This window comes from Pseudoalteromonas tunicata, from assembly GCF_002310815.1.
In the GTDB taxonomy this organism is placed as follows: domain Bacteria; phylum Pseudomonadota; class Gammaproteobacteria; order Enterobacterales; family Alteromonadaceae; genus Pseudoalteromonas; species Pseudoalteromonas tunicata.
The window spans coordinates 3,852,458-3,868,716 of record NZ_CP011032.1 but is presented as its reverse complement, the minus strand read 5'-3'; the positions used below and the strand labels follow the sequence as shown (position 1 = coordinate 3,868,716).

The window sequence follows — 16,259 nt, the reverse complement described above, 5'->3', positions numbered from 1 at the left end:
ATTCGTTTGCTTATTCTTACTACTTTTTAGTTTTGGTGCGTCGGCTAATTTGCCTGTTTTTGAACAGGTCCATCAGACTATGTCTAATTACACGCATACAGAAGGTTTAAGCCAAGTATCGGTTACTGCAATTGCACAAGATCAAACAGGCTTTATTTGGTTAGGCACGCAGGCTGGTTTAAATCGGTTTGATGGCTATGAGTTTAAGCAATTTTTTGCGGTGCCTGAGCGTAAAGATTTCCTCGCTGGTAACTTTATAAATGCGTTATGTGTGGTTCCTAATCAAGGTTTGTGGGTCGGTACGAGTACAGGGTTAAGCTTTTATAATTTTAAAACTGGGTTGTTTAAATCTTTCCTCAAACGTTATCAGCAGGATATACCATCCGATCAAGTGACTACTTTGGCTTGCAGTGCCGATGTCGTTTTTGTCGGCACCCAAAGTGATGGTGGGTATTATTTAAATGCGAGCACACTTGATATTCAACTTATTGATATTCAAAAAAATAACAAGGTCAATCATCTAGCCCTCAGTGGTGATAATTTATTTTTTGCGACTTACCAAGGGGTTTATGTTTATCGCGTAAGCGATAAGCATATTATGCAATTGACCACCGACGCTGCAGTAAGCTTGTTAGTGGCAGAGCAAAAGCTGGTAATTGGCCGCCAAGATGGGATTTTACAGGTCTATCAAGATGGTGCTGAGTTTGAATTATTATGGCAACGAGCTATTTCAAATAAAGAAAGTAATATTATTCATAGTTTAGCGTTTAATGATCAGATCATTTGGACTGGGTCGAATGATGGAGTGAAAAGTTTTACCTTAGAGGGAAAACAGGCGTCACATTATTATCATAACGACAGGTTAAGCGACAGTTTGGCTGATGATATGGTTTTATCGTTAGCATTCGATAATAGAGATAACCTCTGGATTGGTTCCGAATCAGGTGGAGTTAACTTCTTAAAATCACATATCAAGCAGTTGGGCTATGTTAGCCAGTTTAATTATCCTGATGCACCACTTAGTAACCCAGATGTACGCGGCTTTATGGCCGATCCGCAAGAAAGAATTTGGATAGCAACCACACGTGGCATTTATATTTTTGCAGGTAAAGGCTTCGCTAAAGTTGAAGATATTTACCCAGAATTTAGTGCTATTAACAGCTCATTTGTATCGTCTATTTTGCGTGATGGTGATGATGTTTGGGTAGCCACGCGCGGTGATGGTGTCGCTAAATTCAATATAAAAAACCAAGAAATTAAGATTTACTCTGTGCATCACCAAAATGCACCCACTTTAGTTTTTAATCGTTTGCAAAAGTATAATGGCCAGATATTAGTCAGTACTCGCAGTAATAGTATTTTAAAATACGATCCGCAATTAGAAGCTCTGATTCCTTTTTTCGACCAGCAATTAACTCCTCCAGACGAAGTAACTGATATGTTGGTACATAACGGTGACTTATGGTTTGGTTCTCTAGGGCAGGGCTTATTTAAATTTCACCAGGGACAATTATATAACTTAGATTCTGAGCAAGGGCTGCTGTCTAATTTAGTGTTTATGCTGAGTGTTGATACTAAAAATAGGATTTGGGCTTCAAGTGAAGTAGGTCTAAATGTGGTGAGCGAGCAAGTTAAAATTATTAAAACCTTTGATCGTACAAATGGTTTAAAAAACGATGCTATTTGGTCTTTAGTATATGACCAGCAAGGTAGTGTTTGGTTGGGTACAAGTGGAGGTTTAATTCGAATTAACACCTCAGATTTTAGCTACGAAACGTATGTTAAAGCTGATGGTACCCAAGGGCTTGAATATAATTTTGGTGCAGTTTGGTTAGCTCCTGATGGGCGAGTTTTTATTGGGGGTTCTCAGGGTTTTAATCAGTTTTACCCCAATACTATTGCCGCGCACTTACAGCCTGCCAATATTGTACTGACGGAGATTTCGATTTTAGGCAAAACTATCAGTCCGACTCACAATAACGCCTTAATTTCTGAGCCGGTTGAGCGAGTTTCCAATATAAGTCTTGATTACTATCAGGATATTATGTCGTTTCGTTTTGCCTCGTTAACTTATTCTTCAGCTCAGCAGTTACAGTATTACTATCGCATTTTAGGGTTATCAGATACTTGGCTTGCACTGGAACAAGGTAATCGGCAAATCAACTTATTAAAGTTACCACCTGGCGATTATCAAATAGAAACCTATGCAACAGATCAATTTGGTAATCAGTCTGATATTCATTCCTTAACATTGTTTTTGAAATCCCCTTGGTGGTGGAACAAAACCAGCCAATTCTTTTATTTTGCTAGCATACTAATGTTGTTAAGTTTTTTTGTGATACGAAAACAGCGAATGTATCGCAAAGTTGTGGCTGATAATTTAGCTATGGCGCAATTGCAGCAACGTCTTGAACTTTCGTTGTGGGCAAGTGGTGATGAGTTATGGGATTGGGATGTGCCTAATCGTAAAGTGCATCGTTATTGTGTGGCAGCTCGAATTGATTTTGGTAAATCAAACAATGAGCTGGAGGAGGGGTTAAGTGGGGAGTTTGTTCACCCAGATGATCGAGGGCTTTTGCAACAAAAGATTACGCAATGTAATGAAAATCAGATTGATAGCTATGAAGTTGCAATTAGAGTTAAAGATTTTTTTGATAATTGGGTTTGGGTGCTTGATAAAGGACGAGTGATTGAGCGAGATGAAAATGGCCAACCAATTCGTATTGTTGGAGCTCTAAAAGATATCAATCAGTTAAAACGGCACGAAGCAACATTGCAAAAACTCAACGATGAACTGGAAGCAAAAGTGGCAATGCGTACCCAAGAAATTTCGAGCAAGAATTTAAAGCTTGAGCATGCAATGATCCAATTAAAAGAGACGCAGCAGGAGCTGATCGAAAGCGAAAAAATGGCATCACTAGGAAGCTTAGTTGCTGGGGTTGCTCATGAAATAAATACGCCATTGGGCATTGCTATCACAGCAATTTCGTATAACCAAGATTGTTTAACCAGCCTAAAAAATAAGTTGGAGCAAAAAACCTTAAAACAGTCGGAATTAGAGGAATCAATTCAAATGCAAGGTAATGGATATACCTTGATTATGAAAAATTTAGATCGGGCAAATCAGTTAATTTCGAGTTTTAAACAAATAGCGGTCGATCAAAGTTCAGAAGCTCGTCGAGAAATCAATTTAACCGAATACTTACATGATGTGGTGTATTCGCTCAAACCACTTTGGAAAAATAAAGACATTAAAATTCAAATTAATGGCCCTGAACAATTGCTATTTAATACTTATCCTGGGGCGTTGCATCAAATATTTACTAACTTAATTAATAACTCAGTGATTCATGGTTTTGAAGGTCTAGATCATGGTCAAATTCGTATTGAAATCAGTGCGTACGAAGGATTAATTCATTTATATTATTTTGATAATGGCTTGGGTATGGCGCCAGCAATGGTTAATCAGGTATTTTCACCTTTTGTGACTTCTAAACGCAGCCAAGGAGGAAGCGGACTGGGTATGCACATTGTATTTAATCTGGTTACTCAGCTATTTCAAGGTGAAATAAAATGTTATTCCACTCAAGGGCATGGTATTGAAGTTAAAATGCGGTTGCCATTAGTTATCGTAGAGAAAAAATCAAAATAATTACGTCGTTTACATAGTTTTTTGTTATTGAAACTTGCTATTGTGGCTGTCGATTTAAGAAGTGAGTTAGGAAATTTACCCCGTTATGCCGCAGTTTAATGATATTTTGCAACAGATTAGTCAACAAGCGCGTTGCTGTTTTGGTCAAGGTAAGGTGGCCAACTATATTCCCGCATTGGCAGATGTGCCTGCCGAGCAATTTTCTATCGCAATTCATACGGTTGATGGTCAAACCTTTTCTGCAGGGGATGCGCACGCTACATTTTCCATTCAATCGGTTTCTAAGGCGCTTACGCTCACTTTAGCAATGCAGCATCATGGTGATGAGATCTGGCGTCGTGTTGGTAAAGAACCCTCAGGTACGGCATTTAATTCTTTGGCGCAACTTGAGTTTGAAACCGGTATTCCTCGTAATCCTTTTATCAATGCTGGTGCATTAGTGGTTTGTGATGCGCTGGTTAGTCGGGTTTCTGCGCCTGTTTTTAATATGCTTGAAACCGCGCGTTTATTAAGTGCTAACGATAAAGTGGTGATCAACAAAAAAGTCGCTGATTCTGAATACCAACACCGTCATCGTAATGCTGCCATGGCGCATTTAATGAAGTCGTTTAATAATTTTGATAATGATGTTGATACTGTGCTACGGGCTTACTTTAGTTATTGCGCTATTGAAATGAGCAGTATAGAGCTGGCAAAAACGTTTAGTTATTTAGCGAATCAAGGTGTCTGTGTGCAAAGTGGGCGGCAAATGTTGAGCGCAAAACAAACTCAGCAAGTAAATTCATTATTGTTTACCAGCGGTTTGTACGATGCCGCGGGTGATTTTGCTTTTCGAGTGGGGATCCCTGCAAAATCAGGCGTTGGAGGTGGTATTATTGGCATAGTACCGGGTAAATTTACCGTATGTGTCTGGTCGCCAGAATTAAACGAGTTTGGTAATTCGGTCGCAGGCTTATATGCGCTTGAGTTGCTGGCCGAAAAGTTACATATTTCGATGTTGTAAATTATAAAAGCTATTTTAAATGTCGCTCAACATGAATAAAAATCACAGTGTTAACTAATGCTTGTTGTCTGCTAATGTTAGCGGCACAATCGGACCTAATGTTTGTTTTGCACTGACCCATTTTAAAAGGATGCCTTATGAAACTTTCTCCTTGTGTAACAATTATGCAAACCGATACGGATTTAGAATATCTCGCCATTGAAAGTGAGCACTGTAGTGCCACCATTTTTTTACAAGGTGCGCAACTTGCGTCATTTATACCAAAAAATAAGCCGCCATTAATTTGGATGTCGCAAGATGAAGATTACCAACAGGGTAAAGGGTTGCGTGGTGGTATTCCTATTTGTTGGCCTTGGTTTGGCGTGTGTAAAAACCAAGATTGGCCTATTCATGGTGTGGCGCGCACCAATCTTTGGCGAGCTGAAGAAGTAAACGAACATGCCGAGTACACCGAAGTTATTTTATCGTTACCAATGGCGCAAATAGATAAAACTTATTGGCCGTATAAAAGCGCATTAAAAGTGGTATTTCACTTATCAGATGTTTTAAAAGTAACGCTGATAAATACCAACTTAGATTCTCAACCAATTGAATTAACGCAAGCTTTGCACACTTATTTCCCAACGTCAGATATTACTGCCACTAAGGTAGATGGACTGCAAGGTTCACAATTTATTGAGTTTGGTGAAGGTCCATTTGCGCAAAACGATGTTGTTGGTTTTGCTCGTGAAACTGATATGGTTTATACCCAAGTTGGCAGCATGCAGCATATTAATACGCCTGAGGGCACAATTGCGGTAGGGCGTGAAAATTCTACTTCATGTGTGCTTTGGAATCCTTGGATTGATAAAGCCAAGCGGCTGTCTAACTTTGCTGATGACGAATATAAAACCATGTTATGTCTTGAAGCGGGCAATGTGATGGACGATAAAGTTGTGCTGGCACCCGGTGAAAGCCACAGTTTAAGTACCATCGTTTATTGGGTTTAGTTTTCCTAAATTTTGTACTAAAAAAGCCTTTAATTTAAAGGCTTTTTTATTTTGATTTTAAAATTTCACCTTTTAAAATTAAGGTTTTATCGATGTCGCAACGAGGCGCTTAATATCACCTTCGAGTGCTTCCATTTTAGCAATTGTTAGCTCTTCATAGGGGCTAATATCAAAGTGCCAAATTAAATTACCTTGTTTAACGATGTTAGCATCTTGCCCCGCTTCAAGTGGTAAACGCCAAATATAGTCTTGTTTTGACCAAGATGACTGCCAATACAGGGTATTATTTTTCAGCCGAATGTTATGCAACAGGTTTGTTTGTTGTGTGGTTAATTTGGCGAGTTCTGTGCCTGTGCTATTTAAATCATCTTGGCTATATAAAATGCGGTTTTTAAGTCGTAACCACCGCTTTGCCTGCGCATCAAAATAAACAAATTGCGCATCAAGGTGGATGGCATTGATGAGGTGGCCTTGCAAGCTATAAAAATGCAGTTGCTGACCATCAAATGCGTACACCGTATTGTTGTTATACCAGCCAATATTACGAATTTTTTCATTAAGTTCGGTGGTAAATTGCAACACTTGGCCTTGTCTGTCATACAAGGCTAAATCTAAATCCCGATTGGATAACAGCATCGATAAGTCGGGGCGCCATTCTAAAAATTGAACGTATTCATATCCCTTGTGATGAGATAAACGCACCACTTGGTTGTCGGCATGCAAATACACTTCGCATACGCCGCTGCGCCGTGACATAAATGCGGTTTCGCCTAAGCGATTACTGACTGGAAGGTAATCAATGCTCGAGGTTGAAAAAATAGGGAGTTGATCTTTATCACGAATATTAACTTGCCAGCTTTCAATCGCAGTATAAATGTCTCCTTGTTGATCAATAGATACATTGGTAAACAGGCCTTGAGCCGTTTGATAAACCTCATATTGGCGGCCATCTAAATGAGTTGCCACTAAGGCGTGGCGCTGGCTGCTGTCATTAGTGATAATTGCCTGAGTTTTGGGGTTATAAGCGGCAAGCCAAACCGGAAAATCCCAGTTCATGACGGTTTCACCATTGAGTTTGATTAAGCTACTTTGGTGGTTGGCGTGATTGAGGAGGTAAAAAACGTCACCATTCCACACTTTGACCGCCCCTTTATAAATGGATTGTCTGGGCATTGAAAGGGGGAGTTTGACTAAATCTTGCTGACTAATGCGATATAAATAGGGAGTCAGTTGGCCTTTTTGTAACACACTTAACACTAATTCATCGCTGCTTTTCCATACGGGGCGAATGGCTGACTCACATGCAATCGATGGCGCTTGGTGATTTTGCGCACCTTGCGGGGTCATAATAAACAATTCGCACTGATCTTCTTTATAGCGCCAATACGCCAGCAAACTGCCAGTGCTTTGCCATGTTGGAAAGGCCACTCGATATGGGGAGTTGAGTTGATGTAGTACTTGCCCTTGTTTATTGGATATATGCAGGGTGTAAATATCTTTGACATAGGCCATTAAGTTTTCGCTGATATGCACATCCACATCAGACTCAAGCCCTAGCTCATAGCTCACATCTTGCAATTGATACTGAGGCGTTTCGGGAGCGACATCATACTGGCTAAAAAAGGCATATGCGCTAAAGCAAATGATTAGGGCTGGTACTAACCAAAGCCAAAGATAATTGGGCTCAGAAACGTTAGTATTGTTGATTACGCTGTCATTGATGGGTTTGGCTTGCGGGTTATAGCGGGTAACCGGTGCAATGAAGCAGTAACCTTTTTTAGGCAGCGTTTTAATGTATTGAGGCGAGCGGCTTGAGTCATTTAATAAACGGCGAATTTTAGTCAGTAGTTGATACAAACTATTTTGTTCGACTATGGTATTGGGCCACAGCGTGTCTTGTAAATATTCTTTACTTAATACTTCCGCGGGGTGGGTTACAAAAAGGTGTAGTAATTGCGAAACTTGCGGTTCTAATTTTGTGATGGCGCGTGAATGATGATGGATGAGCTCATCTTGGCCGAGATCAAAAATAAAATCGCCAAATTGAACATGTAAAAGTTCATCTTTTACCTGTGACGAAGTGTGCTCTTGTTGTTTTTCTGCTGTCATATCACACCTGTTTACCATTCCTCGCCAAAAATACCGCGATCCATCATAAAGTCAATATTTATAAGTCTTTACTCAGTCTTATTCAGGAAAATATCAGCTTTTTTTCGCGTTAAATTTGCTTTGATAAATAAAAATTTTTAACAGGAATAATGTGATGCGAACTCGCTTATTGATATTGGCTTTAGTAAGTGGACAAACCGTTTTGGCTAATGAAATTCAGGTTGATGGCAAGCTTGATGAAGCCGCTTGGCAAGGTGCTGCAATTTATCGTGACTTTTACCAAGTGGTACCTGCTACTTTAATGCAAACTCAAAACAAGGTGGAGGGCCGCGCTTTTGCGACTGCAGATGGTATTTATATCGGTTTTAAAAATTGGCAAAAACAAGGGGAGCGTAAAAAACAATACAATCTGCAAGATGCCTTTATGCAAGCTGATTTTAATCGGTTTGTGATTGATTTTTCGGGTGATGGCAGCGGGGCTTATCAGTTTGCAGTAACACTCGGTGGTGGCGTGCAAGATGCGGTGTTAACGCCGCAGCTCACCACAGATGCTGATTGGGATGGAATTTGGCAGTCAGCATTTTATGAATATAAAGATTACTGGAGTTCTGAGGTTTTTATTCCTTGGCATTCGGTTTCGTTTAAGCCAAATCGCACTAATGATGGCATGGCTAATGTGGGGGTATCATTGCAGCTTTATGAACTTGCCACGAATCACATTTATGCGTCGCAGCCACAAACGACTAGCAACAGTGATTTTTATCTCAAAATGCCAAAGATCCAAGCGTCAATTCCAGAGCAACAACAGTGGGCATTTATTCCGTATGCGACGCATCAACAGGATTTTGTTGGTGAGGCCTCCAATACCGACATGGGTTTTGATTTGGTGTTTAAACCCGATCATCATCAAAAATTGAGCTTGGCGGTTAACCCTGATTTTGGCCAAGTGGATAGTGACGAGCTTGATTTGAATTACTCAACCGTTGAGACCTTAGTGACAGATAAACGGCCGTTTTTTACCCAAGATATTGGCGTGATGAATGTTAATGCAGAGCAAAATACTAAGCTTATCCATACGCGGCGCATTGGCGCAGGCAGTGATGATGGCCAAAAAGTGATTACTCCAATTGACGGTGCAGTGCGTTTTATTCATCAAGGTGATAATTGGCAGTTTGCTGGTTTTGCCGCATTGGAAGAAGAGTTAGATTCGGGCGCTGGTAAAGATTTTTATGTTGGCCGAGCTCGTTACCGTGAGGACACTTGGCAAAGTGGGGTTTTAGTTACTCATACTGAGCGCCCTTGGCGTGATCGCAATGCCCAAACTGCAGCTTGGGATAGCCAATACCAAAGTGATACGTGGTCGTGGCAAAGCGCTTTATTAGCCTCTGCAGTGACAGAACGTGGCGAGGACAGCCAAGGTTATGGTGTCAGTACAAATATAAAATATCAATTTGATCCGAATACTCACCTAACTGGGCGTTACTTACGCCTTGATGACGAATTTGATAACAACGACTTAGGTTATCGAAAGCGCAATAACTGGCGTTTTAATGAACTTTATTTTAGCCATGCGGTTAACTACAGCAGTGGTTTTATTAATCGCATTCAATATAATGTTCAGCTCAATTATGAAAGCAACGACAGTGGTTTAAAACTGCCAGCAACTCAATCTTATTGGGCGTCGTTTATTTTGGCCGATGGCTCATCGTTTGATGCCTCTTTTGATTATCAAACTGCAGGTTGGGATGATTTAATAGGTGCAGGATTAGGCCAATATGAAAATCGCGATTTGTTAAAGAGCTGGTTTTTTTATGGCAGCCCTTACACCGGCTCTTTTAGCTGGGCGGCCAGTTTTCGTTTAGATCAAGAAGGCATTGATGGTTTGGCGCAGCAATACGCGGTTGATATGACGTGGATGCCGCACGAAAACTGGAGCCTAAAATTTAATAACTTTTATCGCCAAGGTGATGGTATGGTCATCGCGTCAGGCCCTGGGCAAGTGGCAGAGTACGACCGTCGCTTATTCGCCAATTATATTAATGTCTCGGGGTTGCTCAGTGACAAGCTTGAGCTCAGTATGATTTTTCAGTGGGCGATTCTTGATGCGGATACTAAAGCCGTGTATGACATTCGTGGTCATCATTTAAGCCCTGTGAGTGCGGTTGACAATAGCTTTACCGATCAGCGATTTACCAGCCAAATAAAGCTGCGATATCGTTTAGGGGCATACTCAGATATTTATGTCGTTTATAACCGCGGTGCAGGGCAATTTGATCAAGATGTCGGCTCAAAAGAATGGCTCAGCGAGCTTAATTCGATGTGGCAACAGCGCGAGCAAGACCAACTGACTTTCAAGGTGCGCTACTTATTTTAACTTTTTATCCCTATCGTCTTTCTAGATGCTCGGGTGCTGTCCGCGTGCCTTTACCTCAATCACATAGTGTCTCTATGCTCATGAGGATTTAGTCACTTGTCGCCTATGAGCATCTTGAAATCCATAGGGTATATTCGTTGATTGATAGCACACTTGATTCCCCTAAAGCCGCATTGCGGCTTTTTTACCGTTTATCAGGTAATTACGCCATTTATCATTTAGTAAGGCGAAGAAGTAGTGCTTAATTTAGAATTCGGCCCGTGTTTCGACTTTAAACAACAGGGATAATAATGAAAAAAACACTGCTCGCCTTAAGTGTTGCCTTTAGCTTAACTGCTCACGCTAATTCACAGTGGCAAACCATTGAAACCGATAATTTTAAGGTGCATTTCAGCAAAGAATACCAAGATTGGGCGCGTTCAGCCGCCAATGAGCTTGAGATTGTTCGCACCAAAGTACTTGAACAACAAAACCGCGCCTTAGATAAAAAAGTAGATGTACTGGTTTTTGACCCTTTTAATCAACCTAATGGCTTTGCAATTCCAGCCAGTAAAGCGCCGCTAATGGCCTTTTTTGCCACGCCACCCCAATCAGATACTGTGATATCGAATAGCTCAGGCTGGCAGCAACTTTTAGCGCTGCACGAATACATTCATTTAGTTCACCTTGCGCAACCAAGTCGTAGTGAATGGAAACAAACTTTACGTAATGTGTATGGTTTGTACGATGTATCGCAAGGCATGCAAGTGCCGCGCTGGGCCGCTGAAGGGTACGCCACCTTGCTTGAATCACAAATGACAGGGCGTGGCCGTTTGCACGATAATTACGTGGAATCGTTAATCAGCCAATTTGCCAAAGAAGGCATGTTGCCGACTTATGATCAGTTGAGCGCCACTGAAGGTGGCTATATGACAGGCTCAATGGCGTATTTAGTAGGCGTACGTTATTTACAATGGTTAGAAGATACCTTTGATAAAGCAACCTTAGATGCAGTATGGACCCGTTTACAGGCCGTCGAAAGTCGTGATTTTGAAGAGGCGTTTAAAGGCGCATTTGGGCAACCTGCACAAACGCTTTATCGCCGTTTTGTTGCCGAATACACCTACAAAACATTAGCGAAAGAACAACAGCAAGCCGAATTAAAAACAGACTTATGGTTTGATTTAACCCATATTCAGCAAAGCCCTAGCTTATCGCCTGAGCAAGATAAAATTGCCATGGTGAGCGTTGATAAAAAAGGGAATACCCAGTTAAATATTTTCGCCACGGCAGATAACAAAAAAGCAGCTGAAGAGTTCAGTAAAAAACAGCAAGAAATTTTAGCTGACGACCCTAAAGATATTACCGATAAAGCCCCAACGGTATTTGCTCGTGAAGAAAAAAACGTGCTGCAGCAAATTGATCAAAAAGGCATTATGAACCCACAATGGCTTGATAATGATACCCTTATTTTTGGTGCATTCAGTGTAGCCAATAATGAACTTAATACCCGCCATCAAGATTTATTTCGTTACGATACAAACTCAGGAAAAGTAGAGCAACTGACAGAACTGGCCAATCTGCGTCGTTTTTCTATCAGTGGCGATAAAACTATCGCTTATGCAGAACGCGCACAATTTGGTTATTCAGAGTTGGTGAAGGTTGATTTAAGTAGCGGGCTTGTGACTGAAATAACCAGCAAGGATTTAGCAACCGTTTACGACTTTCCAATCGTTCATCAAAATAAGTTAGCGTATTTAAAAACCGCCTTAAATGAAAATTGGGCGCTGTGGGTAAAAAACCTTGATGATCAAACAATAAGCTCAGTGCCAATGCCAGCCGGTTACCAATTCTTATCGTATCCTGCTTGGTCGGCTGATGGGCAAAGCATTTATTATGTGGCTGGTGTCGCGGGTGAAACTAATATCTACCGCTATGACTTTACCGGCGATCGCTTAGTACAGCTCACTCAGGGGCAACAAGTCACCGCGTATCCAATGCCAATGCAAGATGGTGGCATTTTGTATCAAGCCATTAATTCACAAGGGCCTGATTTGTATAAGTTGGCCGCAGATGCTGCTTTTACAGAGGTGACTGAGCGCGCTGCAGTGCGTATTGCAGATACTAGCCAAGCACAATCGCATAAGTTGCCTGCCGCTAAGATTTATCAGCAAGCTGTGGGTGAAAGTCAAAATTATAACCCAACTGAGCAAAATATTACCTTTAACATCGGTGAGCAATATGCCAGTGCCTCAACAACTTTGCTTCAGCTTGGAATTAAAGGGGGGGACTTTTTAAATCAACTTACTTGGCAAATAGGTGGCGCATTTGATAATAAAAGTGCGCTGTCGGGTGCATATGCCGAGGTAAACTACCAAGCACTTCCTGTTGAACTGAGCGCCCATGTATTTAGTTATGACCTTAAGAGCGCGAATCAATTGCAGCGCCATGAGAGTGCAGATACTCGCATCAAAGCATCGGGTATTTATACGCAAATGAGTTATCCGTATCGAAATGATCAATTTTTACTCACCAGTCATCTAGCTTATAACTACAGCGATTATGACGTAAACGATACACAATGGTTGCGAGTGGGTATTGACCAGCAATGGCAACGTGATTGGCAAAAATTTGCAATTGGTCAATCAGTCAAAGCCCGTGCTTATGAAGGTGATAACGACGGCCAAGATTGGCATGGTTATGACTTAACTGCGACGTTATTTGGTAAGGCGTGGCATTTACCTCTGTATGGTGAATACCAAAAACGCTCGCGTACCGACAGCGTGGTGAGTTTAGGTGGTTTTGAATCGACCTTAATTAAAGCCGATGCCCATGCCGAATATGTGATTGCCCCTGAGTTACCCTTTTTGTCAATTTCAGGTGAAGAGTTTGAGTCAGTATCGGGTGGTATGAGCTTTAAAGCGGGGATGCCGTGGTTTTATTATCAACAATATAAAATGGATGGCCAAGAATTTGCCGACAGCTACGGCGTAAAATGGCAACAAAAAGTGAGCTTTGGTTTAGGGCCTGCAGCGATTAATGACCTTAATATTAATTTTGGTGTAGTGAAAGTGGCAGGAGATACCATTGAAGATGAAATTAGGGGTTGGTTTGGAGTTTGGTATAGTTTGTAAGAGACAAATCAAAACAGCAGCCTAGGCTGCTGTTTTGATTTAAATATTAAGTTAGCTTTAATGCTGTTATCTAAGCTTAAGCGCTAAAATTTTCGAGCGGCGCTGATAGTTATACAGCGACTTTTTCTTTTCAGGTAAATCTTCAACATTGGCAAACTCAAAGCCATGCTCTAAAAACCAATGAATACTGCGGGTGGTTAGGGCAAATAAGGTTTTGTAATGTAATGATTTTGCCTGTTGAATAACAGTGCGAAGTAATACAGAACCGCGATCTGCGTCACGATATTGTGGGTGCACAACCAAGCAGGCAAATTCACCAGCTTGCTCTTCTTCAAACGGATTAAGTGCCGCGCAGCCAATAATTAAACCATCACGAACAATAATGGTAAATTGCTCAATTTCAATTTCAAGTTGTTCGCGTGAGCGACGCACTAAATAGCCTTGTTCTTCAAGCGGACGAATTAAATCTAAAATACCGCCAATGTCAGAGATGGTCGCACGACGTAATATTTCAGCGCTTTGCGTTACAATTTGTGTGCCGATACCATCGCGTGAAAATAGCTCTTGCAGCAAAGCACCATCTTGGTGATAGCTGACTAAATGGCAGCGCGGGATCCCATTGCGACAAGCATCTATACTGGCCGCTAAAAAAGCCGTAGTGCTGGCACAAGCATCGTGATCTTGTTGGTATTTTACTAATTCGGTTTCAGCATCGTTAGGCATTAGTTCAGGAATTACATCACCTAAATCATTTAGAATGCCGTTCTCAGAGCAAAAACCAATCATTTTGTCAGCTTTTAGTTTGATAGCAACCTGAGTGGCGACTTCCTCTGCAGTAAGGTTAAAACTTTCACCTGTTACAGAAGCTGCAATTGGCCCTAATAAAACTAAACCACTGTTATTAAGCTGGCGACGAATACCTTCAACATCAATACGGCGTACACGGCCTGAATGGCAATAATCAACACCATCGGCAACACCTAGCGGTTGAGCAATCACAAAGTTGCCGCTCACAACGTTAATTTGTGCCCCTGACATTGGGGTATTACTTAAGCTGGTTGATAAACGAGCGGTTAAATCAAGCTGTAGAGCACCTGCAACTTGTTTGATCAGGGTGAATGATTCGTCATCAGTAATACGAACACCTTGATGAAATTCACTTTGAATATGTGCTTGTTGAAGGGCTTTATCGATTTGTGGCCGAGCGCCATACACCAATACTGTTTTAATGCCTAAACTATTGAGTAATGCAATATCATTAATGATGCTACGATAACCTGCATGGTTAACTGCTTCGCCACCTAACATTAATACAAACGTTTTACCGCGATGGGCATTAACATAAGGCGCTGATTGACGAAATCCTTCAACAAGTTCAGTGGTTCTCGCAGTATTTATGACCATAGTAGTCGGGGTCCAGTTTTATCTAATGTGTGAAAGAACATGCAATAATAGTGAATTTGTATTCAGTGTAAAGTAATAATCCTGATTATTGTTCAGTTTGCGCTAATTTGATGTCATCTATGCTACAAATACTTATACTCAATAAAATTTTTAGGGACAAATTGCATGAAAAAAATATCATTACTGTGCTTAGCACTTTTAAGCTTAAATACCTTCGCCAATACTGCTTTACCAAACAATCGCCATATTTCAGTTAATGGTTATGCTCAAGTAACAGCAAAGCCTGATTTAGCTATTATTAACTTAGAAGTAAAAAGTCAGCAAAAAACAAGTTTAGCTGCCAAGCAAGAGATTGACCAAAAAGTGAATCAATTTTTAGCAGGCCTTGATAAGTTTAGCCTCAAAACTGAAGATGTTTCTGCCTCGCAATTGGCTACATCACCACTTATTCAATATTTAGATAATGGTGAGCAGCGTACCGTAGGGTATCGCGCAAACCGTAATTTAAAAGTATCTTTAAAGGATATTAATCAGGTTAGTGAATTAATAAACTTTGCATTAGGCATTGAGATTGACCAAGTAAATAATATTGAGTTTAAATCATCACAAGCAAAACAATATCAACAACAAGCCAGTGCGTTAGCTGTGCAAGATGCAACTGAACAAGGGCAAGCATTAGCAAAAGCATTTAGTGCGTCACTAGGTAAAATTTATAGTATTAATAGCCAAGTACAAGTACCACAATTTCAATATGGTCAACATCGTGGCATGATGGAAGATGGCTTATATAAAACGGCGAGCGCACGTGTTGAGGGGCAATATTTGCCAGAAACACTCACCTTTAGTGCGACTGTATATGCCGTATTTGATTTAAACGTACCCCTGTAGTTAAGTCGGTTTTAAGCCGAAATAGGGCAAGGAATTAAAAAGACGAACTAAGATGATGAAATTAAGTAAGCGTATTTTATCGGGTCAAGTTGTGGAGCTTATCCCGCTAGACCCAAGTCATATCGGGCAATTAATTGAAGCAGTAAATGATGGGGAACATTGGCGTTTATGGTACGCCAATGTTCCAAGGCCTGAACAGATGGCGCAATATGTTAAAAACGCTATGGAAGATATGGCGCTTGGTAACATAGCTTATGCAGTGTATTGCAAAAAAAACAATCAGATTGTGGGCACAACACGGTTTTATAATGTAGACAGTGCAAACCGACGAGCCATGCTTGGATATACTTGGTATAGCGCCAGCGCATGTCGCAGCGCAATAAATAGTGAAACCAAGCTTTTGATGCTGCAATTTTTATTTGAGGAGCATAAAGCGATAGCCGTTGAGTTTCGCACCCATTTTTTTAATCGGGCCTCTCGTGCAGCTATAGAGCGTTTAGGTGCTAAGCAAGATGGTATTTTGCGTAACCACCAAATACTGGCTGATGGCTCAATTCGCGATACGGTAATTTATTCTATTATTGCCAGTGAATGGCCTGCGGTAAAAAACAATCTGAAAGTACGCATTGCTTCTAAACAATCTGATTCTTGATAAAATAGTTAGCAACTTATTGAATTTAAATCTAGTTTATTTTTTACCTTTAGTTGGATAGGTTTATTCTCCAGT

General features: G+C 40.8%; 9 protein-coding genes. 7 read left to right on the top strand and 2 right to left on the bottom strand.

Annotated features, from left to right (window positions below; genetic code table 11):
• Positions 1 to 79 precede the first annotated feature (79 nt).
• The 3 genes from PTUN_RS17490 to PTUN_RS17480 all read left to right on the top strand — a co-directional run bounded on the left by PTUN_RS17490 (position 80) and on the right by PTUN_RS17480 (position 5,644).
• Positions 80 to 3,652 carry a sensor histidine kinase gene (locus tag PTUN_RS17490; RefSeq protein ID WP_009839002.1) on the top strand — a complete coding sequence of 1,191 codons (3,573 nt, stop codon included), beginning with the start codon at positions 80 to 82 and terminating at the stop codon, positions 3,650 to 3,652.
• 85 nt (positions 3,653 to 3,737) lie between these two features.
• A complete protein-coding gene (glsB, locus tag PTUN_RS17485) occupies positions 3,738 to 4,655 on the top strand; it encodes a glutaminase B (protein WP_009839003.1) in 918 nt (305 codons plus the stop codon).
• 137 nt (positions 4,656 to 4,792) lie between these two features.
• Positions 4,793 to 5,644, top strand: coding sequence for a D-hexose-6-phosphate mutarotase (locus PTUN_RS17480; protein ID WP_040643992.1), 852 nt, complete (start codon positions 4,793 to 4,795; stop codon positions 5,642 to 5,644).
• Between the two features lie 78 nt (positions 5,645 to 5,722).
• Here the strand turns inward: PTUN_RS17480 and PTUN_RS17475 are convergent, their stop codons facing one another.
• Complete coding sequence (locus PTUN_RS17475; RefSeq protein WP_009839005.1) at positions 5,723 to 7,753, bottom strand: winged helix-turn-helix domain-containing protein; 2,031 nt, start codon at positions 7,751 to 7,753, stop codon at positions 5,723 to 5,725.
• Between the two features lie 154 nt (positions 7,754 to 7,907).
• On the opposite strand from PTUN_RS17475, the gene PTUN_RS17470 reads away from it, so the two are divergent.
• Together PTUN_RS17470 and PTUN_RS17465 are read left to right on the top strand one after the other, a co-directional pair.
• A complete protein-coding gene (locus PTUN_RS17470; protein ID WP_009839006.1) occupies positions 7,908 to 10,127 on the top strand; it encodes a DUF5916 domain-containing protein in 2,220 nt (739 codons plus the stop codon).
• Positions 10,128 to 10,417: 290 nt separating this feature from the next.
• Positions 10,418 to 13,240 (top strand): TolB family protein, encoded by a 2,823-nt coding sequence (locus PTUN_RS17465; RefSeq protein WP_009839007.1) that lies wholly within the window; start codon positions 10,418 to 10,420, stop codon positions 13,238 to 13,240.
• 66 nt (positions 13,241 to 13,306) lie between these two features.
• Here PTUN_RS17465 and argA read toward each other — a convergent pair whose 3' ends face one another.
• Positions 13,307 to 14,644, bottom strand: a complete 1,338-nt coding sequence (gene argA / locus PTUN_RS17460; protein ID WP_009839008.1) for an amino-acid N-acetyltransferase — start codon at positions 14,642 to 14,644, stop codon at positions 13,307 to 13,309.
• A gap of 165 nt (positions 14,645 to 14,809) precedes the next feature.
• On the opposite strand from argA, the gene PTUN_RS17455 reads away from it, so the two are divergent.
• Positions 14,810 to 15,532, top strand: coding sequence for an SIMPL domain-containing protein (locus PTUN_RS17455; RefSeq protein WP_009839009.1), 723 nt, complete (start codon positions 14,810 to 14,812; stop codon positions 15,530 to 15,532).
• Between the two features lie 55 nt (positions 15,533 to 15,587).
• Positions 15,588 to 16,184 (top strand): GNAT family N-acetyltransferase, encoded by a 597-nt coding sequence (locus PTUN_RS17450; protein WP_009839010.1) that lies wholly within the window; start codon positions 15,588 to 15,590, stop codon positions 16,182 to 16,184.
• Positions 16,185 to 16,259 lie beyond the last annotated feature (75 nt).